Below are 26,866 nucleotides of genomic sequence, written 5' to 3'. Positions count from 1 at the left end.
GGCTATTGCTGGTCGTCGTTTGCCTGTTCGGCAGCTACATCCTTTTTGCGAAGACTCACAATTCTCTCGGCCGCAACAAGCAGCAAACACTCAGTGAAACACTGATGCACGCACGGGAAGCCCTGATTGCCCGCGCCGTGACCGATGACAACCGCCCGGGCAGTTTGCCCTGTCCCGACCTGGTCACTGACAGCAGCGGCTGGAACAACTATCCGGATGACGGCAGGGCAGACATGTTCACCATGACCCGCTGCCCAAGCTATATCGGCCGCCTGCCCTGGCTGAATCTGGATCTGCCCGAACTCCGTGACGACAGCAACAATCACCTCTGGTATGCCTTGTCACCGGCCCTGCGCGACGATGACAGCGCCCAGCCGATCAACAGTGAGAGCGCCATGGCTTTGCAGGTCGATAGCCAGAAAGATATTGCTGCCATCATCTTCGCGCCGCAAACGCCCCTCGCCGGCCAGCAACGCCCGTCGAACAGGCCTGCCGACTATCTGGATGACGAAAATGGCAATGGCGACGATCACACCTATGTCAGCGGCCCTCCTGGCCCCCGATTCAATGATCGCTTGCTGGTCATCAGCCGTCAGGAGCTGATGGCAGCGGTCGAAAAACGGGTGGCCAACGAAGTCAGGAACTGTCTCGACCGGCACGCGGATGCGCCAGGCAATACCGATCATCGCTACCCCTGGCCGGCACCACTCACCTCCAGTTCCGGACAAGGCAAAGCGGGCAGCCTGTTTGGCCGGCTACCCGTCTCGCAACCCGGTATTGGCTCCGAAGCCATGCTGCGCGACAGCATTGCCCGACTCGAAAAGATCGGGACAGCGATTGCGCAGACAGGCAACGCAAAAGAACAACTCGCCGCCCTCCAGACACTTGGCAACGAACTCGTTCTGGCCAGAAATCTGTTCGACAGCATATTTTTTGATGCCAGCAAATTGAAACAGCGGGCTGACGCACTACTCGCCCAACTCCAGACAATCGACACGACCGTCCGCGAGGCGATTGCCAACGACCGTATCAGCCGCGCCGAAGGCAGCAGCATTCGCGCACTCGACGAGAGCAGCAAACGAGTGAGCGAAGAACTCCCCGAGTTGCTTGGCCAATTGGGCAGCGATGTCTTTCCGGCCGAACTCGAACGCCGCAGCCGCATGCTCGCCCAAGCGGCTTCGACGCCTGAGTCAGCCACCGCCGTGCAAGGCATTCAGGAATTATTGCTGGCAACCAGCACCGACCGCCCGGATATCCAGCCCGCCCTTTCTGCAACAACCGATGCTGCCATGCAAGCCGGACAGGCAGGCACGGTGGCCACGAACACGAATGCACCACTCGACATTGATGCAGCCAGAACGGCAATAGCGAGCTTGCTGACGCGCATTGACGAATTGCAAGCCCGCATTGCCGCCAGCCGGAGCAACCGACTGGCCAGCGAAATTGACGAACAGGCAAAGGCACTCACCCTTCTCAATATGGCACTGCACCAGGAACCCACCCCGGCCAACCGGGCAGCCCTGGCATTCGGCCTCGAAACCATCAGCAGGTCAATCACCGACCTGACATCCGGCACGGACAGTATCAATGACGGCAAAAACAACGCGCTGGCAGCCCTGAACTCCGCCGTTCTGGCAACCCGCGCCGCGTTTCCGGATGATCGGCTGATAGAAAACCAGACCAGCCAGGCCAGCGAAAAACTCGGGCTGCTCGCCACCGCCATCGGCAACAATGAGGCTGTCGACAACAACCTGACCCGCAGCAGCCTGTTGGCTAAGCTTTCTGCCTACCGGAATGCCGGCAATGCCTTCGTGCAGATTGACACGGCTACACCTCGACCGCTGCAGAGTGCCATTGTCCCTTATGCCGAAACAGTTGGCCGCACAGCGGTCAACGTCGCTTTCTGGGCAAAAATCATTGCCGACAATGCGGCCATCAGCGCCCCCCTTGCCAAGGCCACAGCAACCGTGGAGGGGGCAGACCCCGGCAAAGCCAGCGCCCTCGATGCATCCGCCTACAAAGCCGCGACCGATGTGCTCGGCAGCATCACCGGAAAAAAAGGCGCCAGCGAATTACTGCAAAACTACCTCGACAAGCCGGGGAGCGCGACCCAAGCCAGTGCGGAGAAGGCCGTCAGCAACACCACCATGCTACTCGACCGACTACTCGCGAAGGCGCAGTCAGTCCAAAAGGCGACCCCCGGCACGATCGCCAGCGCCCAGAGCATGGTCTGGGCCAGCAGCAGTTGTGACTTCTTGCTGCCCGCCCGGAATGACTGGTGGGCACAAAACGCATGGGCTGCGACACTCTTCTACCAGATCGCAAACCCGCTCAAGACCGCACCGGGCAAGCTGAAAGTCAATGGCAGCGGCACGCACCATCTGGTCGTGATTGCCGCTGGAGCAAGACTATCCGGGCAGGAACGCACGCCACCGGAGATCGCCGGCTTTTTTGAGGAGCAGAACGCCCACAGCTCGCGAAACGCAGATGCCACAAGTCCCTCGCCTGAGTTTTCGGAACACGCACCATCCGCTACCTTCAATGATCGTCTTGCCTACTGAGAATGCCCGATGCGCCTATTCAACAACCACGGATTTTCGCTGATCGAGCTGAGCATCGTGCTGATCGTTGTTGCACTGCTCGCAAGCGGCCTGATGCTCAACTTTGCCGCCCAGCAGGACAACGCGGCCAATCTCGAAGCCCGTCAGCGCCTGGATGAAGCGAGGGAGGCCCTGCTTGGCTTCGCAATCACCCGGAATCGCCTGCCCTGCCCCGCCTCACCGGGAAAAAGCGGCATTGAGTCACCGGAGGGAGGGGGTGACTGCAGCAATCCCTGGGATGGCTACCTGCCCGCAGTCACATTGGGGATTCAGCCGGTCAACGCGCAAGGCTATGCCATTGACCCCTGGGGAAATCCGATCCGCTATGCCATCTCAACTTTCAAAAGCCCGGAATGCGGCACAGGCCATTGTCTGGCAACCGGGTATGGCCTGCGTAACGCGTGGAACAGCAACGTAACGCCCGCCCCCGACCTTCGCGTCTGCAATACCGCAAACAACAGCACAGGTAGCTCAGGCAGCGCCGAATGCGCCAGCGATACGGCCCTCACCAAGGATGCGGCCGCCATCATCTTTTCGTTGGGCAAGAATGGCGGTCAGACACCGACTGACAAGGACGAAATAGCCAACCAGAACGGCGACCGCCTTTTTGTTGCAAGCACATTCAGTAGCAGTCCACGGCAATTTGACGACCAACTGCTCTGGCTCTCGTCCAATGTTCTCTACAGTCGCCTGTTTGCGGCAGGACGCCTGCCTTGACGCCTGAAAAATACAAATTGCATGATTTTTACAATACCAAGACAACCACAAAATATTCCATATGTATAATTCCAAAGGGAATATTCCCGCCAATCAATACCGGAGGAAATTATGCAAAGGAGTCAACGTGGTTTCACCCTGATCGAAATAGCAATTGTTCTGGTCATTATCGGCCTTTTGCTCGGTGGCGTCCTTAAAGGGCAGGAAATGGTCAACAGCGCCAAGGTCAAGAATCTGGCCGGCGACCTGCGTGCCATCCCGCTTTTCATTTACGGCTATCAGGACAAGTTCAAGGCGCTGCCGGGGGATGACATAAGTGCAACAACCCACCTGCCCGGAGGTACGAAGGCTAGCTTAACCACCCATACGCCAGGCAACGGCAGCATCGAAGGCAACTGGGATGCAGACGACATCAAGAACGAGAACGTCTTGTTCTGGCAACACATCCGTTTAGCCGGACTCGCCAACGGCAGTACTGACTTCACAACCAGTGCGAAGGCAAGCCTGCCGACGAATGCAGAGGGTGGACGTGTTGGCATCCAGATGGGAACACCACCAATCACAAACTTGAGCGGCACTTATTTTGCCTGTAGTGGGGGTATTAACGGCAAATTGGCGCAACAACTGGACACTACAATTGATGATGGCAGCGCAGACGGCGGCTCATTACGGGCTGTAGTAACAGGCGGCACAACTGCCGCAACTGCATTCGATAGCAGCAAACTCTACACAGTCTGCCTCGGCTTCTGAAACCGGCAACACCTAGCGTGGCCCGCTGCGGCGGGCTTTTTCATTTTTGAGCAGGCACTCTTCGGCCGCAGTGACCATTTCCGGATCGCCCAGCACGACGACGACGTCACCTTCTTCCAGGCGCGTTTCCGGTGCGGGCTCGACGGCGCGGATGCCACGCCGCCGGATCGCACTGACTTCACAACCAAAGCTCTCCAGATCCAGTTCGCCCAGGGTTTGGCCAATGGCTGCAGCCCCCGGCGTCAACCAGATCGAATGCAGGCGTGGCTGATGCTCGTCTTCCTCCTCGCGGTCGGAAAGCCCGCGATAGAAGCCGCGCAACAGGCGATAGCGCTGGCTACGGATAATCCGGATGCGCTTGAGAACACGATTAAGCGGCACGCCCACCAGAACCAGCGCATGCGAGGCCAGCATCAGGCTGGCTTCCAGGGTTTCCGGAACAACCTCGGCGGCACCGGCCTTGGATAAACGGCCCATGTCGCGCTCGTCCGAGGTCCGAACGATCACCGGCAAATCGGGCCGCAACTCTTGCACGTGGTGCAACACCTTTTCAGCGAGTGGCGTGTCGCTCATCGTGAAGATGACAACACTGGCCCGCATCAGGCCGGCGGCAATCAGTGCCTCCTTGCGGCCGGCATCGCCAAAAACCACGGTTTCCCCACCCGCCGCGGCTTCGCGAACGCGATCCGGGTCGAGGTCGAGCGCAATGTAGTGAATGCCTTCCTGGGTCAGGAAACGTGCCAGATACTGACCGCTACGACCGAAGCCGCAGAGGATGGCGTGCTTGTCCGTTCCCATGGATAGTGCGGCAATTTGCGTCAGTTGCATCGAGCGCAACAGCCATTCGCTGGCAACGAAGCGCATGACCAGTTTCTCGCTGTACTGGACGACGAACGGCGCAGCCAGCATGGAAAGCACCAGAATGGTCAGAGCCAGCTGTTCGATGACTTTCGGTATATGAGCAATTTCGCCCAGCAGCACGAAACCGAATTCGCCACCGGCACAGAGCCAGAGACCGGCACGGATCGAATTGCCGGGCGTCGAACCCAGGCGCCACGAGAGCAATCCGACCACCGCACTTTTCAGGACGAGCAGGGCGACCAGGCCGAGCAGCACCTGCCACCACAAACCAACAACGATATTGAGATCGAGCTTGACGCCGATGGTGACGAAGAACAGCCCCATCAACACATCGCGAAAAGGCTTGATGTCCTCTTCCACCTGCAGGCGGTATTCGGTCTCGGAAATCAGCATGCCGGCGACGAAGGCGCCCAGCGCCTGCGACAGACCGGCCAGCTCGGTAACGGTGGCAAGCCCCAGCGTGATCAGCAGCACGTTGAGGACGAACACCTCGGATGACTTGGCGCGGGCGACGAAATAAAACCATTTGCGCATCAGCTTCTGGCCAAAGACCAGAATCACGGCAAGGACGACGACCGCCTTGAGCAAGGCGATACCGAGCAGAATCGCGAGCTTTTCCGGCGGCTGGGTCAGCGAAGGGATCAGGACCAGCAAGGGCACCACGGCAAGATCCTGGAAGAGCAGGACGCCCATGATTTCGCGCCCGTGCGCAGAGTCGAGCTGCATCCGCTCGGCAAGCAACTTAGTCAGGACCGCCGTCGATGACATTGCAAAAACGCTGCCCAGGGCAATGCCGAGCTGCCAATTCACGCCGAAGAACATGACCAGCGCTGCAATCAATACCAGACTGAGTAGCACCTGCAGCAAGCCCAAGCCGAACACGATGCGTTTCATGGCATAGAGCTTGGGCAGCGAGAATTCCAGGCCAATCGAGAACATCAGGAAGACGACCCCGAATTCACCCAGATATTCAGCGCGATGCACATCGCGCAACAGATTCAGCGCATGCGGCCCGATGATGCTGCCGACCAGCAGATAGCCGAGCACCGGCGGCAGGTTGAAGCGGCGAAAGACGATCACGGCCAGGACCGATGCACCAAGCAGCAGGAGGATAAGGGAGAGTGCGCTCAAGGCCGTTTTCGCGATTCAGGTATACTTCGGCCATCATAACCGCAGCCAGCCCATGAACCCAAGCCAAACAGCCTCTCGATTTTCACCGGAACGCGCTCTGGAACTGGGTCGCCAGACCCTGAGCATTGAAGCGGCAGCGGTCGACGCCCTGAAAAACCGGATAAACGACGACTTCGCAAAAGCGGTCGAACTGATTCTTGCCAGCAAGGGCCGCCTGATTGTCAGCGGCATGGGCAAATCCGGCCATATCGCGCGCAAGATCGCGGCGACCATGGCCAGCACTGGCACCCCTGCCTACTTCGTTCATCCGGGCGAAGCCAGCCACGGCGACCTCGGCATGATTACGCGAGAGGACGTGCTGCTTGCCCTGTCCAACTCCGGAGAATCGGAAGAGCTGCTGCGCATTGTGCCGCTGGTCAAGCGTTCCGGCGCCCGCCTGATTTCGATGACCGGTGTGCCGACCTCCACCCTGGCCCGCGAAGCCGACATTCACCTCGATGCCGGTGTCGCCCAGGAAGCCTGCCCGCACAATCTGGCCCCGACTGCCAGCACCACGGCTGCGCTGGCACTTGGCGATGCCCTGGCTGTTGCCTTGCTCGACGCCCGCGGCTTCAGCCCGGAAGATTTCGCCCGTTCGCACCCGGGTGGCTCGCTTGGCCGGCGCCTGCTGACCCACGTCCGCGACGTGATGCGCGCCGGTGAGCAAGTACCCAGCGTGGGGCCGGAAACCGGCATCACCGATGCGATCATCGCCATGTCGCGCGGCGGTCTGGGCCTGGTTGTCATCACGGATACAGCTGGCAAGGCACTTGGCATCTTCACCGACGGCGACCTGCGCCGCGCCTTCGAAAAACGTCTCGACCTGCAGCAAGGCAACATCGCCTCGGTAATGCATCCGGCGCCGCGCAGCATCAGCCCCGACCGCCTCGCCGTCGAAGCCGTCGAGATGATGGAGCGCCTGCACATCAACGCCCTGCTCGTCGTCGATACTGATGGCTGCCTGGTTGGCGCCCTCAACATGCATGACCTGTTCACGGCCAAGGTCATCTGATGAATACCCAAGCCCGCGCCACCAATCTCGAAACGCAATGAAAAACTGGCCCAGCCAAGTCATCCCCGTCATTCTGCTGGCTCTGCTGGCAGGGTTCAGTTTCTGGCTGCAAAGAGCAGTCGACCGGGAGGAGCCGAAGCCCAGCGCCAAGTTGCGTCACGACCCGGATGCCTATGCCGAGAACTTTGTCGTGCGCCGCTTCGACAACACCGGCAAGGTCAAATACCGTCTGACCTCGCCCTACCTCGTCCATTACGGCGACGACGACAGCTCGGAACTGAAGTCGCCCACCCTGATCAGTTTCCGCCCGGACTCGCCACCGGTCACCGTGACCAGCGACCGGGCGACGGTCACCGCCAAGGGTGAAACCATCTTCCTGCGCGACAATGTCAGCGTGACTCGCGCCGCCCTGCCCGACCGGGCCGACCGGGCCGAAATGGTGGCACGCATGCCCGACCTGACCGCAAACCCGGACGCCGGCACGGCGTTCACCAACAGTCCGGTTGAAATCACCCAGGGCCAGTCCTGGATCAAGGGGGTTGGGGCGCAGCTGGACAACAACGCCTCCACCTTCGTGCTGCAATCACAGGTTACCGGCCTGTACATCCGACCCAGGGCTACGCCATGAACCTTCGTCTCGCCACTCTCACCCTCTGCCTGTTCGCCGCGTCGAGCGCCTTTGCCGAAAAGGCCGACCGCGACAAGCCGATGCAACTCGAAGCCAACCGCATTTCCATTGACGATGCCAAGAAGATCCAGATTCTTGAAGGCGACGTCGTGATCATCAAGGGAACGATGATTCTCAAGGCTGACCGGGTGGTGATTACCGAAGACCAGTACGGCTTCCAGAAAGGCGCAGCCTTCGGCGGCAAGAACGGTCTGGCCCGTTTCCGCCAGAAACGCGAAGGGCGCGACGAGTTCACTGATGGTGAAGCCGAACGCATCGAATACAACACCAATAGCGAGATTGCCGAATTCTTCCACCGCGCCTGGGTGAAGAGCGGCGAGGATCAGGTACGTGGCGACTACATCTGGTACGACGCGGTCAGCGAGAAATATCTCGTCACTGCCGGTGAAACGCGCGATCCGAAAGGTCCGCCGGCCCGGGTACGCGCCGTCATTCAGCCGAAGAGCAAGGGAAGCCAGCCAATGCAACCGGCTGGCCGCGGCGAACGCCTTGAATTGAAGGGTGCAGGCGGCTTGACCGACACGCCTGCACGCGAATAGTGCATCGACTCGTCAAATTCCGTCGAAAGCCGCATCAGACAAGCCTTCGGAAACAACTTAACGAACTGATTTAAAAGTGATTGCGAGCCGTTGGTGCACCGCACAAAATAATTGTTGACAATGCAACAATCACTTCTATAATTCGAGACATGGTGCAGTGCAACATCAGACACCGCACCGCAAAATTGTTCCCAAAGTTCGCAACATTTTCCAGGAGATATACCCATGACTTTCTTCAACACCCCCGAGCAGTTCGCTTCCGCCAACAAGACCGCTGTTGATTCCCTGCTGTCCCTGGCCAACACCGCCCTGGCTTCGGCCGAGCGCATCGCTGCCCTGAACCTGAACGCCGCCCGTTCGGTTCTGGAAGATTCCGTTTCCGGCACCAAGGCCCTGCTCGGCGCCAAGGACGTGCAAGAAGCCATCTCCATCCAGGCCTCCCTGGCCCAGCCGAACGTTGAAAAGGCCGTTGCCTACTCGCGTTCTGTCTATGAAATCTCTGCCCAGGCTCAAGAAGAACTGTCGAAGACCCTGGAAGGCCAGTTCGGCGGTTTCCAGAAGCAAGTCGCCGACCTGCTCGACAAGGCTGCCAAGTCTGCCCCGGCCGGTTCTGACGTTGCCGTTGCTGCCGTCAAGTCTGCCATCGCTGCTGCCAACTCTGCTTTCGACAACCTGAACAAGGCTGCCAAGCAAGTTGCTGAAATCACCGAAGCCAACGTTGCTGCTGCAACCAACGCAACGGTCAAGGCTGTTGGCGCTTCCGCCGCTGCCAGCAAGAAGAAGTAATCAGCTTCAAAAGGCCCCCGCCTCAGGGCGGGGGCTTTGTTTCATCCACACTGACCAAAACTGACTGGAGATGATGATGAGCAACCCGAATATTGAACAACTGACTGCCGCACAAAAAGCCAACGCGGAAGTGATGATGGCCCTCGTACGCACCGCCTTCAATGGCGTCGAGCGTCTGACCGCCCTCAACCTGGCCGCCACCCGCGAGTTATTCAACAACACCGTCGCCAGCACCCAGCAGCTGATGGCAGCCAAGGATGCCAGCGAAGTCGCCAAGCTGAACAGCGAACTCGCCAAGCCGGGCGTCGACAAGTGGATGGACTACTCGCGCAATGTTTACGATCTGGTTGCCGAAATGCAGAAGGAAGTCACTTCGGTCATGGAAGCCCAGTACAGCACCTTCAGCAAGAACGCCAGCAGCGCCGTTGCCAAGGCCAAGAGCTCGGCTCCGGTCGGTGGTGAAGTGTTCGCCGCCACGATGCAATCCATGCTCGACGCCTCGACCAAGGCTTTCGGCAACATGACCGGCATGGCCAAGCAACTGGCCGACATCGCCGAAGCCAACATGCAGGTTGCCGCCAAGACCACGGCCAAGACCACCAGCGCTACCAGCGCCGCTGCCAAGAAGACCGCCGCCAAGTAATCGGCACCTTCCGCTGCACATGAAAAACCCGGCAAAATGGCCGGGTTTTTTACGTTTACCGCTACGGACGACTCAGGCGCGCCACACCCAGGTGATGCCGCGCTTTTCGACCTCCTGACGGATTTCCTCCATCGCCTGATCGACCAAAGCCGGCTCGCCTTCGACGCCCAGTTCGAGATGGCGGCGCTCCTGGCCGTTCAAGGAAGGCAGCGAGAACAGGCGCAGGCTCGGGTAATCCTTGACGATGCGCTCCATCAGGTCGAGCAGCGCGCTTTCGTAGGCGGTCGGCCCGGTCAGCAGGAAGGCCTTCTCGACCATGCCGCCGACTGCCTTGAACTCGTCACGGTAGAAAGTATCGAGCGCCCATTCGATCATCGGGTGCGCCATCTGCGGGAAACCCGGCACGAAATAATGATCATTGGCCATGAAGCCGGGAATGCGGTTGAACGGGTTGGGAATGATGTTGACGCCTTGCGGGAAGGTCACCAGCAGCTTGCGCTTGTCGGTGATTTCCTCATTGGCGAAACGCACCTTCAGCTCCTCGAAACCTTGCGGGTGCAGTTCGAGATCGACACCCAGCGCCAGCGCCACGGCCTGCCGCGTATGGTCGTCCGGCGTATTGCCGATACCGCCGCAGGAAAACACCACGTCACCGGCCGCCATCGTGCGTTTGAAGGTCGCCGCCAAACGCTCGCGGTCATCGCCCAGATACTCGACCCAGGACAGGCGCAGGCCACGTACGCCGAGCATGCCGGCAATTTTCTCGAAATGCTTGTCCTGGCGTTTGCCGGACAGGATCTCGTCGCCAATGATGACGGCGCCAAAAGTTCTACTCACAGTCTTTCTCCTTCTATGGTGACGACGGCCCCACCGCGCGAGCGGCGCAGGCTTTCCAGTCCGAAATGAACAAATGACAACGCCGCCAGCGTCGGCACCAGCAGGCCGATCACCGGCACATGGGCGAGCAGCGCCATGATCAGGCCGAGCATGAACAGCGGCGCTCCCGCTTGCCGGCGCATGCTTCGCCACTCCTCTTCCGTGGCATGCATGGACAGCGCATCGTAGGCAAAGGTCCGCCGGTTCAGCCAGGCCATCAGCAGCATCGGCAGCAACAAGGACAGGCCCGGCACGATCCACAGCGGCAGGGTCAGGAACCAGCCGGCCACGAACAAAATCGAGGCAAAAATGCTGTTGACCGCTGCGGCGACAAAACTGTCCTTGCCCATCGCCGCCACGTCGCGATATTCGGTTGCGGCCAGGTGCTTGAGCAGCAAGGGCATGACGAAGAGCGCGGTGAGCAGCGACGCGGTCAGGTAGGCACAGGCGAAGATCGCCATCCAGCCACCGAGGTAGGCCAGGATGTAGGCCAACCAGGCGACGCCCCAGCCGATCAGGAGGGTCATCGGCGGATGGCCGAGCAGCCAGTCGACCAGCGCACCCAGCCCCCAGAAAGCCAGTGCGATCCACAGCAGCAGCGAGAACAGCGCCGGCAACAGCAGGTAGCGCCAGACCCGGCCGTCGCGCAGGCTGGCCAGCGTGCGCATCAGGGCAAGCATTACCTCAGCCATATTGAATCCCTTCCCATTGCTTTTGCAGACGTTTGACCGACATCGGCACCGGCGTCTTGAGTTCCTGCGCGAACAGGCTGATGCGCAACTCCTCAAGCAGCCAGCGGAACTGATCGATCTGCGGATCGAACGTGCCCTGCTTGGCGAGCTGGATGGCGCGGCGTTCGTAGTTGGTCCATAGCGGCGCGTAATCGGCCATCAGTTGCGTATCGCGCGCCGGATTGGACTTCAGCTTGTCGAGACGGACCTGGATGCCCTTGAGGTAACGCGGGTAATGCGCCAGGCGCTCGAAAGGCGTGTCGGACACGAAGTTCTTGCCCATCAGGCGCTTCAACTGGGCCTCGATATCCTGCGTTGCCGCGGCATGCGCCTTGAAGGCCGGCAGTTTCTTGACGACCGCCTGCCATTCGGTGAGTACCGTGCCGACCAGGCGACAGACTTCCTGCATGACCAGACCAAGGCGCGCCTTGCTGTCGCCGCAGCGGCTCTTGAAGGCATCCGGCGTCGTCGGCAGCGGCTCGGTCAGGCAGGCGCGCTCGAAGGTCAGGGCGACGATCTGGTTCTTCAGGTCGTCGCTGCTGCCCAAGGCCATGTATTGCATGGCCATCTGGGTCAGGCCGGGCACGTTCTTGTCGAAGTACTTCACCTGCTCCTTGAACTGCAGCATGAACAGGCGCAGCAGACCGACGCGATGCGCTTCGGCCGCTTCCTCGGGCGAATCGAATACCTTGAGGCTGACCGTTTCGCCGTCGTCGCTGAGCCCCGGATAGCCGAGCACGGTCTGCCCGGCGACCGGCACTTCCATGAGTTCCGGCAATTCGCCGAAAGTCCAGTCGGTCAGCTTGGTGAATTCGGACGGCGTTTCGTGCAGCTCGGCGAATTCCTGCTTCGCTTCGCGCCCCCAGTCGGCGCGCAGTTGCACCAGGCTGCGGCTCATGTCGAGCTGGCGGCCGTGTTCGTCGATCAGCTTGTAGTTCATCGAGAAATGGGCGGGCAGCGCATCGGGCCGGAAAGCATCGGGCGTCACCGCCCAGCCGCGCGCGTTCAGGCCGCGCGCTTCGAGGATGTAGTCGATGAGCGGTGCGATCAGGCCCTGAGCCATTTTGCGGTCGTTGCCGGCCGTCGCCGCGATGAATTCCTCGACAAAATCGGGCACCGGCACCAGCTTGGCGCGGATGCGCTGCGGCAGCGTCTTGATCAGCTGCACCAGCTTTTCCTTGAGCAGGCCGGGCACCAGCCATTCCATGCGACCGGCCGGAATCTGGTTCAACTGGGCGAGCGGCAGGGTCAGGGTGACGCCGTCGCGCGGCGAGCCGGGCTCGAAATGGTAGGTGAGCGCGTATTCGACGCCGCCCAGCTTGAGATGATGCGGAAACGCCTCGGTCGTCACGCCGGCCGCCGAGTGGCGCATCAGGTCGTCCTTGGCGAGGAAGAGCAGCTTCGGGTTGTCTCGCTCAGCCTCCTTGCGCCAGTGATCGAAAGTCGCGCCGTTGTGGATGCCTTCGGGAATGATCGAGTCGTAGAAGGCAAAGATCAGCTCGTCGTCGACCAGCACGTCCTGGCGGCGTTGCTTGTGCTCGAGATGCTCGATGTCGCGGATCTGCTTCTGGTTGTGCTGGTAGAAGGGCCAGCGCTTGGCGTAGGCCTCGTCGATTTCCTCGCCGACCAGGCCCTGGCGGATGAAGATTTCGCGCGCCTCGGCCGGCGCCAGCGGGCCGTAATGGATGCGCCGCTTGGGATTGATGACGATACCGTAGAGCGTCGTGCGCTCCCAGCCGGCCACCTGCATCGAGCGTTTTTCCCAGTGCGCGTCGAAATACTGGCGCTTGATGAGGTGAGCGCCCACTTTCTCGATCCAGCCATCCTCGATGCGAGCGACACAGCGCCCGAACAGGCGCGTCGTCTCGGTGATCTCGGCCGCCATGATCCACTTGCCGGCCTTCTTTTGCAGCGGCGACGACGGGTGGATCAGGTAGCGGATGCCGCGCGCGCCGAGGTAATAGCCGGATTCATCGGCCTTGCAGCCGATATTCCCCAACAGGCCGGAGAGCAGCGCCTGGTGGATGGCTTCGTAGGTGCCGGGAATCTCGCTTTCCTTCCAGCCGCCGTCCTTGGCCGCCAGCTCGCCGATCATCGAATGCAGCTGGCTATGCACCTCGCGCCATTCGCGCAGGCGCAGGTAGGACAGGAAATGCGCGTGACAGGTATCGACCAGTTGCTTGTTCGACTTCTTGTGCTCGACGGCGTTCTGGAACCAGTTCCACAGCTTCCACCAGCTGAGGAATTCCGATTTCTCATCGGCAAACAGCTTGTGCTTCTCGTCCGCCGCCTGTTGACGCTCCTGCGGCCTCTCACGCGGGTCCTGCGTGGACAGGCCGGCGGCGATGACCATGACTTCCTTCAGACAACCGAGATCGCGCGCCGCGACCAGCATGCGGCCGATGCGCGGGTCGAGCGGCAAACGGGCCAGCGCGTCGCCGACCTTCGTTAAACGATTTTCCTCGTCGAGCCCGCCGAGTTCCTGCAACAGCGCGTAGCCGTCGGCAATGGCCTTGGCCGGCGGCGGTTCGAGGAAGGGAAAGCTCTCGACATCGGTCAGCTTCAGCGACTTCATGCGCAGGATGACGCCGGCCAGCGAAGAGCGCAGGATTTCCGGATCGGTGAACGGCGGCCGCGCGTTGAAATCCAGCTCGTCGTACAGGCGGATGCAGACGCCGGCCGCCACCCGGCCGCAACGCCCGGCACGTTGGCGGGCCGCGGCCTGCGAAATCTTCTCGATCTGCAGCTGCTCGACCTTGTTGCGGTAGGAGTAGCGCTTGACGCGCGCCAGGCCGGTGTCGATGACGTAGCGGATGCCCGGCACGGTGAGCGAGGTTTCGGCGACGTTGGTGGCGAGCACGATGCGCCGCTGGTTGCCCGAGGGCTTGAAAATGCGGTCCTGCTCACCGGCCGACAGGCGCGAGAAGAGCGGCAGGATTTCCGGCGCATGCGCCGTCGACAGGCCAGGCCGCGCCAGCGCGTGCTTGCGCAGCGCTTCCGCCGCCTCGCGGATTTCCCGCTCGCCGGGCAGGAAGACGAGGATGTCGCCGGAACCCAGGCGCGACAACTCGTCGGCGGCATCGACGATGGCGTCGTAGAGATCGCGCTCGTCATCATCCTTCTCAAGATCGGTGACTGGCCGGTAACGCACGTCGACCGGGTAAAGCCGGCCCGACACTTCGATCACCGGTGCACCGCTGAAATGCTGCGAAAAGCGCTCGGCATCGATGGTCGCCGAGGTAATGATGACTTTCAGGTCCGGGCGCTTGGGCAGCAACTGCTTGAGGTAGCCGAGCAGGAAGTCGATATTCAGGCTGCGCTCGTGCGCCTCGTCGATGATGATCGTGTCGTAGGCCGAGAGATAAGGGTCGGATTGCGACTCGGCGAGCAGGATGCCGTCGGTCATCAGCTTGACCCAGCTGTCGGCGGTCGACTTGTCCTGAAAGCGGATTTTCACGCCGACGCCCGTTCCGACCTGCGTCTTCAGCTCCTGCGCCAGCCGTGTCGCGACCGAACGCGCCGCCAGCCGGCGCGGCTGCGTGTGGCCGATCAGCCCGGCGCCGCCGCGGCCCAGTTCGAGACAGATTTTCGGCAACTGCGTCGTCTTGCCGGAACCGGTTTCGCCGCAGACGATGACGACCTGATGCTTTTTGATCAGCGCCGCGATTTCCTCGCGCCGCTCGTTGACCGGCAGATCGGCCTGGAACTCGGGTTTGGGCAGGCTGGCCTGACGCTTTTCCAGCCCGGCGCGCGACTTTTCCAGCAGGGCGGCAAAATCGGCCTGCAGTTTTGCCCGTTTTTCACCGGTCGACCGCAAAAGATTGCGCTGCATGCCGCGCAAGCGGCCGTAATCGGCGCTCAGGCAGAGCAGGCGCTCGTTGTTCTCCGACCGGGATCGTTTCTGTTCGTTGTTCTGTGCCATCTTCCAGATCGCGCCAGATTTCGGCGCCATCCTTTTCCTGCAAAAGTTAAGCGGCGAATTTTGCAGCAAATCGGGGCCTTAAGCCATGAAAGACACAAGGCGTTACAGAGTTGCAACGCAGCCAAAGCACAATCGGGACTAGTATGTCCGGATCATTTCGCTGCCTGCAAGAAAGGGCCGCCATGTACTACGGAGAACGTTTCAACGCCTGGACTCACCTGATCGGCGCCCTGCTCGCTGCCACTGGTGCAATCTGGCTGGTCGTCCTGGCGGCGGCCAGTGGCGATGCCTGGAAGGTGGTCAGCGCCGCGATATACGGCAGCACGCTGGTCGTGCTGTACAGCATTTCAACCATTTACCACAGCGTGCGCGGCCGGGTGAAAACCATCCTGCGCAAGCTCGATCACCTGTCGATCTACCTGTTGATCGCCGGCAGCTACACGCCGTTCTGCCTGATCAGCCTGCGCGGCCCGTGGGGCTGGTCATTGTTCGGCGTGGTGTGGTCTCTGGCCGTGATCGGCATGTTGCAGGAGATCAAGCCGCGCTCGGAAGCGCGCGTCATGTCGCTGGTCATTTATGCCGTGATGGGCTGGATCGTTCTCGTCGCCGTCAAGCCGCTGCTCGCCACCCTCGGCTTCGCCGGCTTTGCCTGGCTGGCCGCCGGCGGGGTTTTCTACACCGTGGGCATCATCTTTTTCGCCTTCGACGAGCGCTTCCGGCACTGGCACGGCATCTGGCACCTGTTCGTGATTGCCGGCAGCCTGGCGCATTTCATTGCAGTCCTGTTTTACGTCCTGTGAATCAAGGACAATGAGCGGCACTTAAGCACAACCGGCATGCATGCGTTATCAGGGAAAAATCACCGCCTGGAAGGATGACCAGGGTTACGGCTTCATCACGCCGAACATCGGCGGCGACAAGGTCTTCGTCCATATCAAGTCTTTCGTCAGTCGCCGGCAACGGCCGGCACTCGAGCAGATCGTGACCTACGAACTGAGCCGCGACGAGCGCGGTCGAGCGCGGGCCGCAGCGGTCGACTTCGTCGACGGCCGGAAATCTGCCCGAAATAGCTGGTCGACCGGCCCGAGCCCCCTGCCGCCCATCCTCGCCAGCGGCTTCCTGACTTTTGTTGCGCTGTCGGCCTGGGCGGGCAAGCTGCCAGGCCTTCTGGCCGCCCTGTATTTCGCTGCCAGTCTCCTCACCTTCGGCGTCTACGCCCACGACAAATCGGCCGCCCGCGCCCAGCGCTGGCGCATCAGGGAAAGCACCCTGCACCTGCTGGCCCTGATCGGCGGCTGGCCGGGCGCGCTGCTGGCGCAACACCGCCTGCGTCACAAATCGGGCAAGAGCGCATTTCTTGCGACATTCTGGACAAGCGTCCTGCTCAACAGCGGCATGCTGATACTCCTGCTGACCCCCGGCGGCAAAACGCTGCGCGCCGCGCTCGGCATAGGCTGAGACAAGGAAGCAGGGGCGGCGTTGATTTGCGTACGGCAATCGACGCCAGCATGCGCAGCCTCGAGCGCAAGATCGCCCTGGCACGCCTGTTGCACATTACAGGAAACCCGGCCGGCCCTGTCGACTTTGCGACACGCCCGCGAACCCGGAACACATTGCCAACGGAGTCTGCCATGAGCGCCACCACTATCGACTGCAAGGGCCTGAGCGTCGCCCCCGGCGACAAGATCCGCATTCTCGACATCACGCCTGACCCCGACCTCGATGAAGACGACCTCGACATGTTCATGAACATGGTCGGCTCGCGCTGCGAGGTCGAGCGCATCGACCCGGACGGCACCGCCTGGGTCGTCGTCTGGTGGAACACCAGCGAAGGCAGCCTGATCACCCAGGCCGGCCTGGCACCGGAACAAATCGAGAAAGTCGCTGCCTGAGCAGGGCGCCGGAGACTTCCTGCGATCCGGTTGGCAGCACTGAGTGCAGGCGGCGCGTTGTTTTCATGCACGGCCTCTCGCCGCGCATGCTTGCGACAGGCCACGCGCCGCCGCCCCCGAATTGATCATTGAGAAAGCCAGCTGACCGTGTCGGATACCCCACAAGACGTCGTGCGTGCCTACCACGCGCGCAGCAAGCATCGCTTCGCCGCCTACGCCGAAGGCCCCGGCCAGCTCGACTGGGATGCCCAGCCGGCAGCCTTTCGTCACTATCCGGGCGCGCCGGTGCTCGAACTGCCGCTCAGCGCCGACCGCTTCGAACGTCCATACGGTCGACTGCCGGAAAAACCCGAAAAGCAAATCACCCCGGATCTTGCCAGCCTGGGTGCCCTGCTCGAACTTTCCTTCGGCCTCTCCGCCTGGAAAAGCTGGGGGCCGAACCGCTGGGCACTACGCTGCAATCCTTCGTCGGGCAACCTGCACCCGGTTGAAGCCTATGTGCTGAGCGCCGGCCTGCCCGGCATACCGGCCGGCGTGCAGCACTACGATCCGGAAAATCACGCCCTCGAAGGCCGTGCCGCTGTTGCGACCGGGGACAAGCCCTGGCTGGCCGTCGGCCTGTCCAGCATCATGTGGCGCGAAGCCTGGAAATACGGCGAACGCGCCTTCCGCTACTGCCAGCTCGACGTCGGGCATGCGCTCGGCGCCCTCGGCTACGCGGCGGCGCTGCTCGGCTGGGAAGTGGTGCCGCTCGCTGTCGATGCGAGCACCTTGCAGCACTGCCTCGGGCTGGATCGTCCGGAAGACTTCCCGCCTTCGCGCTACGCCTTTACCGAACGCGAAGAGCCGGAGATTCTCGTCGCCCTGCGCGCCCCCGGCCTGCAACTGCCGCCGGCCGGCGACGAACTGATCGGCTGGCTGCGCGACGCCAGTTGGCACGGCACGCCGAGCCGCATTGATGCCGCCCCCGGCTATCGCTGGCCGGCCATCGACCAGGCCGCCAGCGCCAGCCGGGCGCAGCGGTCGACCACGCAAAAAGTGGCATTTTCCCCGCTGCCGCCACTCGCGCCGCCGCCAGCTCCGCTCGGCGCCGCGGCGCTGATCCGGCAACGACGCAGTGCGCAGCGCTTTGATCCCAAACACAGCCTGGGCAAGACTGCCTTCTACCGCCTGCTCGACGGCGTCCTGCCGCGCCCGCAGGCCCCCTGGCTGGCGCAGGAAGCGCCGAGCCGCATCCACCTGCTGCTCTTCGTGCTGCGTGTCGATGGCCTGGCCAGCGGCCTCTACCTGCTGCCACGCACACCGGCGGCCGCCGGCACCCTGCCCGCCGCGCTCGCACCGGCCGAGGCCCGCTTTGCGCAACAGCGTCCGGTTGCCGAATTCGATGCCAACTGCCCGCAGCATCTCGGCCTGATCCAGCTGTGCACCGCCGACCTGCAGGAACTGCAAAGACTGGCCCGCTCACTCTCCTGCCACCAGGACATCGCCGCGACCAGCGCCTTTTCGCTCGGCATGCTCGGCGAATTCGCCGCCGCCACGGTCGACGCCCACGGCTACCGCGAATTGCTGCGCGAGGCCGGGCTGGTCGGCCAGGCGCTCTATCTCGAAGCGGAAGCCGTCGGCGTGCGCGGCACCGGCATCGGCTGCTTCTTCGACGACCCGGTGCATGAATTGTTCGGCGTGGACGCCACGCGCTACCAGAGCGTTTATCACTTCACGGTCGGCCTGCCGGTCAACGATGCCCGCATCGAAACCGGGCCACCCTATCCCCAACGTTGCAAGGAACCCGCATGACGCCCGAACTGAGCGCCTTTCTCGCCGAGCACGGCTTTGCCGGCGACATCAATGCCGCATCGGCCGACGGCCGCTTCACGCCCTTGATGCGCGCCGCCAAACTCGGCCGCCTGGACATCGTCGAACAGTTGCTCGCACTTGGCGCCGAGCTCAATGCGCGCAATGCCGACGGTTGCAACGCCCTCTGGCTGGCCTGCTACAACGGCGACCATGCCCTGATCGAACGCCTGCTCGCGGCCGGCGTCGATATCGATAACCAGAACGGCAACGGCGCAAGCTGTCTGATGTACGTCGCCTCGAACAGCAAGCCAGATCTCGTCAAACTGCTGCTCGACAAGGGCGCCAATCCGGCCTTGAAGAATTTCGACGATTTCAGTGCGCTCGACCTGGCCGCCTCGCGCACCTGCCTGCAATTGCTCAAGACGGCCCGCTGAAAATGAAAAAGGCCACCGGAAAGGTGGCCTGGCGAGAGACGGAAGCAGATCAGTGCTTGGCCTTGGCGCCCATCCATTGCCCACCCTTGCCATCGCTGGTTGCCTGGCAAACAACGTCAACACCGGAAATCGAGGTGCGCGCACCCAGATCGAAGAACTTGCCGTGATCACCGGAGTAACACTGCGGTGCCTTCTTGGCCGGTGCCGGTGCGGCAGCGACGGCGGGAGCAGGCATGGAGGCTGCTGCTTTTTCAGGAGCGGGAGCCGAGCTGGCGCAGGCGGCAAGGGTCAGGGCAGAAAGGCCAACCAGAAACAGGGAACGCATGGGGATCTCCATCGGGATGAATTCGGAGCGGCCATTCTCTGAAGTTTTTGTTGCAGTTTGATTGCAGAACCTCCCGCCGGAACGCGCCAGCCGAAATATCTCGCAGCCATGATCGGCACAAGCCCTGAAAACGGCAACCGAACGCTTCCGGATCTGAAAATGGAACCAGCCCCGCTGCGGCGGGGCTTTTTTTCGCGGTCAGGCGGCCGCTGCCGGTTAAAATAGCGGGATTGAAATCAGAGGTTTTCCCGTGAGCAGCCCGAATCAGCCCGCCAACACCCCGGCTCCCGCCGCCAATTTCATCAAGAACATCGTCGAGGCCGACCTCGCTGCCGGCAAACACGCGCAGCGCCACTGGGCCGGCCAGCCCGGCACCGCCGCCGACCATGCTGCCGCCCCGCTCGACGCGGCCAAGCTGCGTACCCGCTTCCCGCCCGAGCCGAACGGCTACCTGCACTTCGGCCACGCCAAGTCCATCCTGCTCAACTTTGGCCTCGCCGAGCAATACGGTGGCCGCTGCCACCTGCGCTTTGACGACACCAATCCGGAGAAGGAAGACCAGGAATACGTCGATTCCATCATCGATGCCGTCAAATGGCTGGGTTGCTCGTGGGAGAAGGATGGCGAAACCAACCTCTACTACGCCTCGAACTATTTCGACTGGATGCTGCAATCGGCCGAAGCCTTGATTACCGCCGGCCACGCCTATGTCGATAGCCAGTCGGCCGACGAGATGCGCGCCAATCGCGGCACGCTGACCCAGCCGGGCAAGAATTCGCCGTTCCGCGACCGTTCGGTTGCGGAAAATATGGATCTGTTCAAACGCATGCAGGCCGGCGAGTTCGCCGACGGTCAACACATCCTGCGCGCCAAAATCGACATGGCCTCGCCCAACATCAACCTGCGCGACCCGGCCATCTACCGCATCCGCCACGCAACGCACCACAACACCGGCGACAAGTACTGCGTGTATCCGATGTACACCTTCGCCCATCCGATCGAGGATGCGCTGGAAAACATCACGCATTCGATCTGTACGCTGGAATTCGAAGACCAGCGCCCGTTTTACGACTGGCTGCTCGAACGCCTCGCCGAAGCCGGCCTGCTGCAACGGCCGCTACCGCAGCAGATCGAGTTCTCGCGCCTCAACCTGACCTATGTCGTGCTCTCCAAGCGCAAGCTGATCCAGCTGGTTGAAGAGAAGCATGTTTCCGGCTGGGACGACCCGCGCATGCCGACCCTGGTCGGCGCTCGCCGCCGCGGCTATTCGGCTGCCGGTTTCCGCCTCTTTGCCGAGCGCATCGGCGTCTCGAAAAACGACTCGCTGATCGACTACGTGCTGTTCGAAGATGCGATGCGCGAAGTCATGAACGAATCCGACCAGCGCCGCATCGCCGTGCTCGATCCGGTCAAGCTGATCATCGATAACTATCCGGAAGGCCAGGTCGAGGAATGCTTCGCGCCGAACCACCCGCTGCACCCGGAACTCGGCCAGCGTTCGATTCCGTTCAGCCGCGAGCTGTGGATCGAGGGCGAGGACTTCATGGAAGTCCCGAGCAAGGGCTTCCGCCGCCTCTTTCCCGGCAACATGGCGCGCCTGCGCTACGGTTACGTCGTCGAATGCACTGGTTGCGACAAGGATGAAAACGGCAAGGTCGTGGCGGTCCACTGCAATTATTTGCCCGAAACCAAGTCCGGCACGCCGGGCGCCGACAGCGTCAAGGTCAAGGGCAACCTGCACTGGGTGTCGGCTGCCCAGTCCTACGCCGCCGAGGTACGCCTGTTCGAGCGCCTGTTCTCCGTGCCCGCCCCCGGCGCCCGCCGCGAAGGCGACGCCCCGGAACTGGAGCGCGATTTCCTCGACGACCTCAATCCCGCCTCGCGCCAGACCATCACCGCCCAGCTCGAACCCAGCCTGCGCGATGCCAAGCCGGAAGAGCGCTTCCAGTTCGAACGGCACGGCTACTTCGTCGCCGACCGCGTCGACTCGCAGGACGGCCGGCCGGTATTCAACCGCGCCGTCACGCTCAAGGACTCCTGGGGCAAGGCGGGCTAAGGCATGGCCGGCGGCTGGGGTTGTCCGCACGAGGTTGCTGATCGCTGCACGAAGATCAACAACCTGCCGTGCGATCCGGGCATGAAGGGTTGCGAGCTGTACGGCCGCTTCCGCTTCGCCGACGAGAGCAAGAACACGCGCTACTGGGAAAAGAAGGCGCGCGCAGCCGACGCCTGTCCGCCCGCCACCCCGGATAACAAGCCGGAATGAGCCGCGACGTCGCCCAGCTCGGCCAGGTATTCACGCCGCCCAAGGTCGTGGACTTCATGCTCAAGCTTTGCCGCAACCGGGGCCGCATACTCGAGCCCTCGGCCGGCGACGGCGCCTTTTTCAAGGAATTGCAGGCGCGCCAGGCCGATTGCGTCGGCATCGAGGTCGATGCGCGCGTCGCGCCGCCCGGCGCCCGTGTCTGCGATTTCTTCGACTACCCGCAGGACGAGCTGTTCGACAGCATCGTCGGCAACCCGCCCTATGTCCGCTATCAGGACGTAGCGGTCGACACCAAGAAAAAGCTCAAATCCGAACTGTTCGACGGGCGCAGCAACCTCTTCCTGTTCTTCATCGAGAAATGCATCCGCCACCTGAAGCCGGGCGGCGAACTGGTCTTCATCGTGCCGCGCGAATTCATCAAACTGACCGCCGCCAAGAAGCTCAATGCCTGGCTGTACGCGCAGGGCAGCATCACGCACTTCTATGAGACCGGCGATGTCCGCGTCTTCGACGAACACACCCCGAACTGCGCCATCTTCCGCTTCGAGAAGGGCCGCATGGACCGCCGCATGGAAGACGGCCGCCGCTGCGTCGAGGCCGACGGCCAGCTGATGTTCCTGCGCGACGATCACAGCGTGCGCTTTGCCGACGTCTTCGCGGTCAAGGTCGGCGCCGTCTCCGGGGCCGACCAGATCTACACGCACGCCAAGGGCAACATGGAATTCGTGTATTCGAAAACCGTCGAAACCGGCGCCACCCGCCGCATGCTCTACGGCATCAAGCACCCGCATCTCGACAAGCACAAGGCCGAGCTGCTCGCCCGCCGCGTCAAGGTTTTCGACGAAAGCAACTGGTGGCAGTGGGGCCGCGCCTTCCCGATCAGCGAGCACCCGCGCATCTACGTCAATGGCCGCACGCGCAAGCCCGAGCCCTTCTTCCTGCACGACTGCAACAGCTTCGACGGCTCCATCCTCGCCCTGTTTCCGAAAAACCAGCGGATCAGCCGGCGCGACCTGATCGAATGCACGATGATGCTCAACAAGGAAGTGGACTGGCAGCAGCTCGGTTTCGTCTGCGACGGCCGCTTCATCTTCACCCAGCGCAGCCTGCAGAACTGCCTGCTGCCGGAAAAATTCTCCCGTTACCTCCCGTCTGCAAAGCCCAAGGACGCCCCATGACCTTCATCCAGATGCTTGCCGCCGCCTGGCAAAAGAACAATTCCCTGCTCTGCGTCGGCCTCGACCCCGATCCGGCCAAGTTCCCGACCCACCTGCACGGCCGCGACGATGCGATCTTCGCCTTCTGCGCCGACATCGTCGATGCCACCGCCGATCTGGTCTGCGCCTTCAAGCCGCAGATCGCCTACTTCGCCGCGCATCGCGCCGAAGACCAGCTTGAAGCGCTGATCGCCCACATCCACGCCAAGCACCCCGGCATCCCGGTCATTCTCGACGCCAAGCGCGGCGACATCGGCTCGACCGCCGAGCAATACGCCATTGAAGCCTTCGAGCGTTTCCAGGCCGATGCCGTGACGGTCAACCCCTACATGGGCCGCGATTCCGTCGATCCTTACCTGGCTTACCAGAAAAAGGGCGTCATCCTGCTCTGCCGTACCTCGAATGCCGGCGGCTCCGACCTGCAATTCCTCGATGTCGGCGGTGAAAAGCTCTACGAGCGCGTCGCCCGCCTGACTTCCCACACCTGGGACACGACCGGCCAGTGCGCGCTGGTCGTCGGCGCCACCTTCCCGGCCGAAATCGCCCGCGTCCGCGAAATCGTCGGCGACATGCCGCTGCTCGTGCCCGGCATCGGCGCCCAGGGCGGCGACATCGAAGCCACCGTGCGCGCCGGCCGCACCGCCAACGGCACCGGCCTGATGATCAATTCCTCGCGCGCCATTCTCTATGCCGGCAAGGACGAGAACTTCGCCGCCGCCTCTCGTGTCGTCGCGCAGCAAACCCGCGACGCGATCAATCTTTACCGCTAAGCAGACCGCCCATGGAATACGATCTCAGCCAGACACCACCGATGCCGGTTTTTTACCTGCTGAGCACAGCTGCCATCCAGCCGCGTCCAATTGCCTGGATCAGCAGCCAAAGTGCTGCCGGCAAAACCAATCTCGCCCCCTTTTCCTTTTTCACCGTTGCCTGCATCAACCCTCCGGTACTCAGCGTGACCATCACCTGGCGCCGCTCCGACAGCGGTTTGTCGCCGGAAAAGGACACGCTACGCAATCTGCGTGAAACCGGCGAATGTGTCATCAACATCGTCACCGAAGCACTGGCCGCACAGATGAACCAAACCTGCGGCGACTACCCGCCGGAGATCAGTGAAATCGATGCCCTGTCCATTGCGACCACCCCCAGCCGGCAAGTTGCATCGCCCGGCGTGGCGGCTTCGCCAGTGCGTTTCGAATCCCGCCTGCGCCAACTCATTCCGCTCGGCGACGGCCCCGGCAGCAGCCATGTGGCCCTGCTTGACGTGCTGCATGTACATGTTGACGATGCTGTGCTCACGAATGGCATGCCTGATCCGGCCAAGCTGGACTCGATCGGCAAGCTCGGCGGCGACGCTTACGCTGATACCGCCAATCGTTTCTCCCTGCCCCGCCCAGTGATCAATACCTGAGCTACCGAGGAATTCACCATGCGTCTCGACGATCAACGGGAAAGTGACAATATTGAAGACCGGCGCGGTGGCGGCGGCCTGAGCTTCGGCGGCGGCCGTCTCGGCCTGGGCAGCATCGCCATCGCACTGGTCGCCAGCTACTTCCTCGGCATCAACCCGATGACCGTGCTCAACCTGCTCAGTGGCGGCGGCATGCCGGCCATCGAGCAAAGCGCCCCGGCCGCCCACCGACCGCCGGCCGACGACCAGATGGCACGCTTCGTCTCCAAGGTGCTCGCCTCGACCGAAGATACCTGGACGGATGTTTTCCGCGCCAACGGCCGCCAGTACGAACAGCCGAAACTGGTTCTCTTCTCGGGCGCCACACCGACCGCCTGCGGCACCGGCCAGACCGCGATGGGCCCGTTCTACTGTCCGGGCGACCACAAGGTCTATATCGACCTCGCCTTCTACCAGGAACTGAAAACCCGCTTCCACGCACCGGGCGAGTTCGCCCAGGCTTACGTGATTGCGCATGAAGTCGGCCATCACGTGCAGAACCTGCTCGGCATTGCCGACAAGGTGCACAACGCCCAGCAGCGCGCCGGCAAGGTCGAGGCGAATGCCCTGTCGGTACGCATGGAACTGCAGGCCGACTGCCTGGCCGGCGTCTGGGGCAAGCGCACCGACACCATGAAAAACGTCCTCGAACCGGGCGATCTCGAAGCCGCCCTGACCGCCGCCTCGGCGATCGGCGACGACCGCCTGCAACAGCAGGCACAAGGTCGCATCGTCCCGGAAAGCTTTACGCACGGCAGCTCCGAGCAGCGCGTACGCTGGTTCCGGCGCGGCTTCGAAAGCGGCGACATGAACCAGTGCAATACCTTCAAGGCCAACCCGCTCTAGGCCACCTTGAACGACAAAAAGCCCCCGCCGCGCTGGCGTAGCTGGCTGCTTGAAGGCCTGCTCTTCGCCGCGATCTTCATCGGCATCCAGCTCTGGCAGGCGCGCGACACGCCACGCGGCGCCGCGCCGGCGTTCAGCGGTCAACGCCTCGACGGCAGCCTTTTTCAACTTACTGACTGGCGCCGCGAACATCCCGGCGAGGCCGTCCTGATCTATTTCTGGGCCGACTGGTGCCCGGTCTGTCGGACCACCGCCGGCAACATCAGCGCCATCGCCGATGAATGGCCGCTGCTCAGCATTGCCAGCCAGTCCGGCGACGCGGCACAGATCGGCAAAGTGATGGCCGAACGCGGCTACGCCTGGCCGACCCTCCCCGACCCGACCGGCGCCCTGATGCAGCAGTACGGCCTGCCCGGCGTGCCTGCTTGCATCGTACTCGACCCGGCCGGCAATATCCGTTTCGTCACCCTCGGCTACACCAGCGAACTCGGCCTGCGTCTGCGCTTGTGGTGGGCCGGGCTGGAGAACACATGAAGTCCTGCCGGATGCTCTGCCTTGCCCTGGCCTGCTGCAGCACGACTGCACTCGCCCTGCCCCGACACGCCCCGGTACCGGGCGGCGTCGCGGTCATCGATCTCGGCCCGGCCAGTTCGCCGGCACCGACGGCACGCTGGGGCGAACAGCAACTCGCCGTGGTTCGCGACAACAATCATTGGTTCGCATTGTTCGGCATCCCGCTCGACACGCTGCCCGGCGAACTGGAAATCGTCGTTTTACGGGCGTCGACCGCTACGAAACTCAACGTCCCGATCCAGCTCAAGAATTACCCGGAACAGCGCCTGACCATCCGCGACCAGCGCAAGGTCGAGCCGAATGCCGCCGATCTCGTCCGCATCGAACGCGAGCAGGCGACGACCGACGCCATCAAGCGCAGTTTTTCACCGGCCATGCCGCTCAGCGATTTTGTCCAGCCGGCCAGCGGCCGCCTCTCGTCGCGCTTCGGCCTGCGCCGCATTTTCAACGGCCTGCCGCGCAACCCGCATGCCGGACTCGATGTTGCGGCCGGCAGCGGCGCGCCGGTAACGGCACCGAACGACGGCGTCGTTGCCAATACCGGCAATTACTTCTTCAATGGCAATACGGTTTTCATCGACCACGGCCAGGGCCTGATCACGGCCTACATGCACCTGTCGCGCATCGATGTGCGCAGCGGTCAACCAGTCAAAAAAGGCGAAATCCTTGGCGCAGTCGGTGCCACCGGCCGGGCCACCGGGCCGCACCTGCACTGGGCGGTGATTCTCAACAACACACCGGTCGATCCGGAACTGTTTCTCGGCAATCCCTGAG

General features: G+C 62.4%; 26 protein-coding genes. 21 read left to right on the top strand and 5 right to left on the bottom strand.

The features are described 5' to 3' along the window. The first annotated feature begins 395 nt into the window (after positions 1 to 395). The 3 genes from KI612_RS03800 (at position 396) to KI612_RS03790 (ending at position 4,067) form a co-directional block, all read left to right on the top strand. Complete coding sequence (locus KI612_RS03800) at positions 396 to 2,561, top strand: hypothetical protein (RefSeq protein WP_226442510.1); 2,166 nt, start codon at positions 396 to 398, stop codon at positions 2,559 to 2,561. 9 nt (positions 2,562 to 2,570) lie between these two features. Further along, positions 2,571 to 3,317: a type II secretion system protein gene (locus KI612_RS03795; protein ID WP_226442509.1), complete on the top strand. Its 747-nt coding sequence runs from the start codon at positions 2,571 to 2,573 to the stop codon at positions 3,315 to 3,317. A gap of 111 nt (positions 3,318 to 3,428) precedes the next feature. Next, positions 3,429 to 4,067, top strand: a complete 639-nt coding sequence (locus KI612_RS03790; RefSeq protein ID WP_226442508.1) for a prepilin-type N-terminal cleavage/methylation domain-containing protein — start codon at positions 3,429 to 3,431, stop codon at positions 4,065 to 4,067. A gap of 12 nt (positions 4,068 to 4,079) precedes the next feature. Here the strand turns inward: KI612_RS03790 and KI612_RS03785 are convergent, their stop codons facing one another. After that, positions 4,080 to 6,059, bottom strand: coding sequence for a monovalent cation:proton antiporter family protein (locus KI612_RS03785; protein ID WP_226442507.1), 1,980 nt, complete (start codon positions 6,057 to 6,059; stop codon positions 4,080 to 4,082). Positions 6,060 to 6,111: 52 nt separating this feature from the next. On the opposite strand from KI612_RS03785, the gene KI612_RS03780 reads away from it, so the two are divergent. The 5 genes from KI612_RS03780 to KI612_RS03760 all read left to right on the top strand — a co-directional run bounded on the left by KI612_RS03780 (position 6,112) and on the right by KI612_RS03760 (position 9,766). Then, positions 6,112 to 7,110, top strand: a complete 999-nt coding sequence (locus KI612_RS03780) for a KpsF/GutQ family sugar-phosphate isomerase (protein ID WP_226442506.1) — start codon at positions 6,112 to 6,114, stop codon at positions 7,108 to 7,110. A 37-nt stretch (positions 7,111 to 7,147) separates the two neighbouring features. Continuing rightward, positions 7,148 to 7,738, top strand: a complete 591-nt coding sequence (lptC, locus tag KI612_RS03775) for an LPS export ABC transporter periplasmic protein LptC (protein WP_226442505.1) — start codon at positions 7,148 to 7,150, stop codon at positions 7,736 to 7,738. Further along, positions 7,735 to 8,337, top strand: coding sequence for a lipopolysaccharide transport periplasmic protein LptA (lptA, locus tag KI612_RS03770; protein ID WP_226442504.1), 603 nt, complete (start codon positions 7,735 to 7,737; stop codon positions 8,335 to 8,337). The genes lptC and lptA overlap by 4 nt, the downstream gene beginning before the upstream one ends. A gap of 225 nt (positions 8,338 to 8,562) precedes the next feature. Beyond that, entirely contained in the window at positions 8,563 to 9,123 is a 561-nt protein-coding gene (locus tag KI612_RS03765) for a phasin family protein (protein WP_226442503.1), read from the top strand. Positions 9,124 to 9,199: 76 nt separating this feature from the next. Next, entirely contained in the window at positions 9,200 to 9,766 is a 567-nt protein-coding gene (locus tag KI612_RS03760; protein ID WP_226442502.1) for a phasin family protein, read from the top strand. Positions 9,767 to 9,838: 72 nt separating this feature from the next. Here KI612_RS03760 and KI612_RS03755 read toward each other — a convergent pair whose 3' ends face one another. Genes KI612_RS03755 through hrpA form a run of 3 tightly spaced genes read right to left on the bottom strand, consistent with a single transcriptional unit; the run spans position 9,839 to position 15,205 of the window. Beyond that, complete coding sequence (locus KI612_RS03755; RefSeq protein WP_226442501.1) at positions 9,839 to 10,603, bottom strand: competence/damage-inducible protein A; 765 nt, start codon at positions 10,601 to 10,603, stop codon at positions 9,839 to 9,841. Then, the gene (locus KI612_RS03750) at positions 10,600 to 11,334 is read right to left on the bottom strand and encodes an EI24 domain-containing protein (RefSeq protein WP_226442500.1); all 735 of its coding nucleotides are present in this window, start codon (positions 11,332 to 11,334) and stop codon (positions 10,600 to 10,602) included. The genes KI612_RS03755 and KI612_RS03750 overlap by 4 nt, the downstream gene beginning before the upstream one ends. After that, entirely contained in the window at positions 11,327 to 15,205 is a 3,879-nt protein-coding gene (hrpA, locus tag KI612_RS03745) for an ATP-dependent RNA helicase HrpA (RefSeq protein WP_226444133.1), read from the bottom strand. The genes KI612_RS03750 and hrpA overlap by 8 nt, the downstream gene beginning before the upstream one ends. Positions 15,206 to 15,477: 272 nt before the next feature. On the opposite strand from hrpA, the gene trhA reads away from it, so the two are divergent. The 5 genes from trhA to KI612_RS03720 all read left to right on the top strand — a co-directional run bounded on the left by trhA (position 15,478) and on the right by KI612_RS03720 (position 19,415). Beyond that, positions 15,478 to 16,095, top strand: a complete 618-nt coding sequence (gene trhA, locus KI612_RS03740; RefSeq protein ID WP_226442499.1) for a PAQR family membrane homeostasis protein TrhA — start codon at positions 15,478 to 15,480, stop codon at positions 16,093 to 16,095. A 40-nt stretch (positions 16,096 to 16,135) separates the two neighbouring features. Then, positions 16,136 to 16,753 (top strand): DUF1294 domain-containing protein, encoded by a 618-nt coding sequence (locus KI612_RS03735; RefSeq protein WP_226442498.1) that lies wholly within the window; start codon positions 16,136 to 16,138, stop codon positions 16,751 to 16,753. A 173-nt stretch (positions 16,754 to 16,926) separates the two neighbouring features. After that, positions 16,927 to 17,187, top strand: a complete 261-nt coding sequence (locus KI612_RS03730; RefSeq protein WP_226442497.1) for a hypothetical protein — start codon at positions 16,927 to 16,929, stop codon at positions 17,185 to 17,187. 171 nt (positions 17,188 to 17,358) lie between these two features. Then, the gene (locus KI612_RS03725) at positions 17,359 to 18,981 is read left to right on the top strand and encodes a nitroreductase family protein (protein WP_226442496.1); all 1,623 of its coding nucleotides are present in this window, start codon (positions 17,359 to 17,361) and stop codon (positions 18,979 to 18,981) included. Beyond that, the gene (locus KI612_RS03720; RefSeq protein ID WP_226442495.1) at positions 18,978 to 19,415 is read left to right on the top strand and encodes an ankyrin repeat domain-containing protein; all 438 of its coding nucleotides are present in this window, start codon (positions 18,978 to 18,980) and stop codon (positions 19,413 to 19,415) included. The genes KI612_RS03725 and KI612_RS03720 overlap by 4 nt, the downstream gene beginning before the upstream one ends. Before the next feature lie 49 nt (positions 19,416 to 19,464). Here KI612_RS03720 and KI612_RS03715 read toward each other — a convergent pair whose 3' ends face one another. Beyond that, positions 19,465 to 19,740 carry a hypothetical protein gene (locus KI612_RS03715; protein ID WP_226442494.1) on the bottom strand — a complete coding sequence of 92 codons (276 nt, stop codon included), beginning with the start codon at positions 19,738 to 19,740 and terminating at the stop codon, positions 19,465 to 19,467. A 250-nt stretch (positions 19,741 to 19,990) separates the two neighbouring features. Between KI612_RS03715 and KI612_RS03710 the strand changes: the two genes are divergently transcribed. Genes KI612_RS03710 through KI612_RS03675 form a run of 8 tightly spaced genes read left to right on the top strand, consistent with a single transcriptional unit; the run spans position 19,991 to position 26,865 of the window. Beyond that, positions 19,991 to 21,796, top strand: a complete 1,806-nt coding sequence (locus tag KI612_RS03710) for a glutamine--tRNA ligase/YqeY domain fusion protein (protein WP_226442493.1) — start codon at positions 19,991 to 19,993, stop codon at positions 21,794 to 21,796. A 3-nt stretch (positions 21,797 to 21,799) separates the two neighbouring features. Next, complete coding sequence (locus KI612_RS03705) at positions 21,800 to 22,006, top strand: hypothetical protein (protein ID WP_226442492.1); 207 nt, start codon at positions 21,800 to 21,802, stop codon at positions 22,004 to 22,006. Further along, complete coding sequence (locus KI612_RS03700) at positions 22,003 to 23,184, top strand: Eco57I restriction-modification methylase domain-containing protein (RefSeq protein ID WP_226442491.1); 1,182 nt, start codon at positions 22,003 to 22,005, stop codon at positions 23,182 to 23,184. The genes KI612_RS03705 and KI612_RS03700 overlap by 4 nt, the downstream gene beginning before the upstream one ends. Next, positions 23,181 to 23,993 (top strand): orotidine-5'-phosphate decarboxylase, encoded by an 813-nt coding sequence (gene pyrF, locus KI612_RS03695; protein ID WP_226442490.1) that lies wholly within the window; start codon positions 23,181 to 23,183, stop codon positions 23,991 to 23,993. Before KI612_RS03700 ends, pyrF begins: the two co-directional genes overlap by 4 nt. Positions 23,994 to 24,004: 11 nt before the next feature. After that, positions 24,005 to 24,634 (top strand): flavin reductase family protein, encoded by a 630-nt coding sequence (locus KI612_RS03690; protein WP_226442489.1) that lies wholly within the window; start codon positions 24,005 to 24,007, stop codon positions 24,632 to 24,634. Positions 24,635 to 24,652: 18 nt separating this feature from the next. Further along, on the top strand, positions 24,653 to 25,519 hold the full coding sequence (gene ypfJ, locus KI612_RS03685) for a KPN_02809 family neutral zinc metallopeptidase (protein ID WP_226442488.1): 867 nt from the start codon (positions 24,653 to 24,655) through the stop codon (positions 25,517 to 25,519). Between the two features lie 6 nt (positions 25,520 to 25,525). After that, positions 25,526 to 26,053: a protein disulfide oxidoreductase gene (locus KI612_RS03680; protein WP_226442487.1), complete on the top strand. Its 528-nt coding sequence runs from the start codon at positions 25,526 to 25,528 to the stop codon at positions 26,051 to 26,053. Beyond that, positions 26,050 to 26,865: a M23 family metallopeptidase gene (locus tag KI612_RS03675; protein WP_226442486.1), complete on the top strand. Its 816-nt coding sequence runs from the start codon at positions 26,050 to 26,052 to the stop codon at positions 26,863 to 26,865. The genes KI612_RS03680 and KI612_RS03675 overlap by 4 nt, the downstream gene beginning before the upstream one ends. Position 26,866: the final 1 nt, after the last annotated feature.

Source organism: Quatrionicoccus australiensis (assembly GCF_020510525.1).
Lineage (GTDB): Bacteria > Pseudomonadota > Gammaproteobacteria > Burkholderiales > Rhodocyclaceae > Azonexus > Azonexus australiensis_B.
Note: the sequence above shows the minus strand (reverse complement) of the source record. Positions and strands in the feature narration are given on the sequence as shown.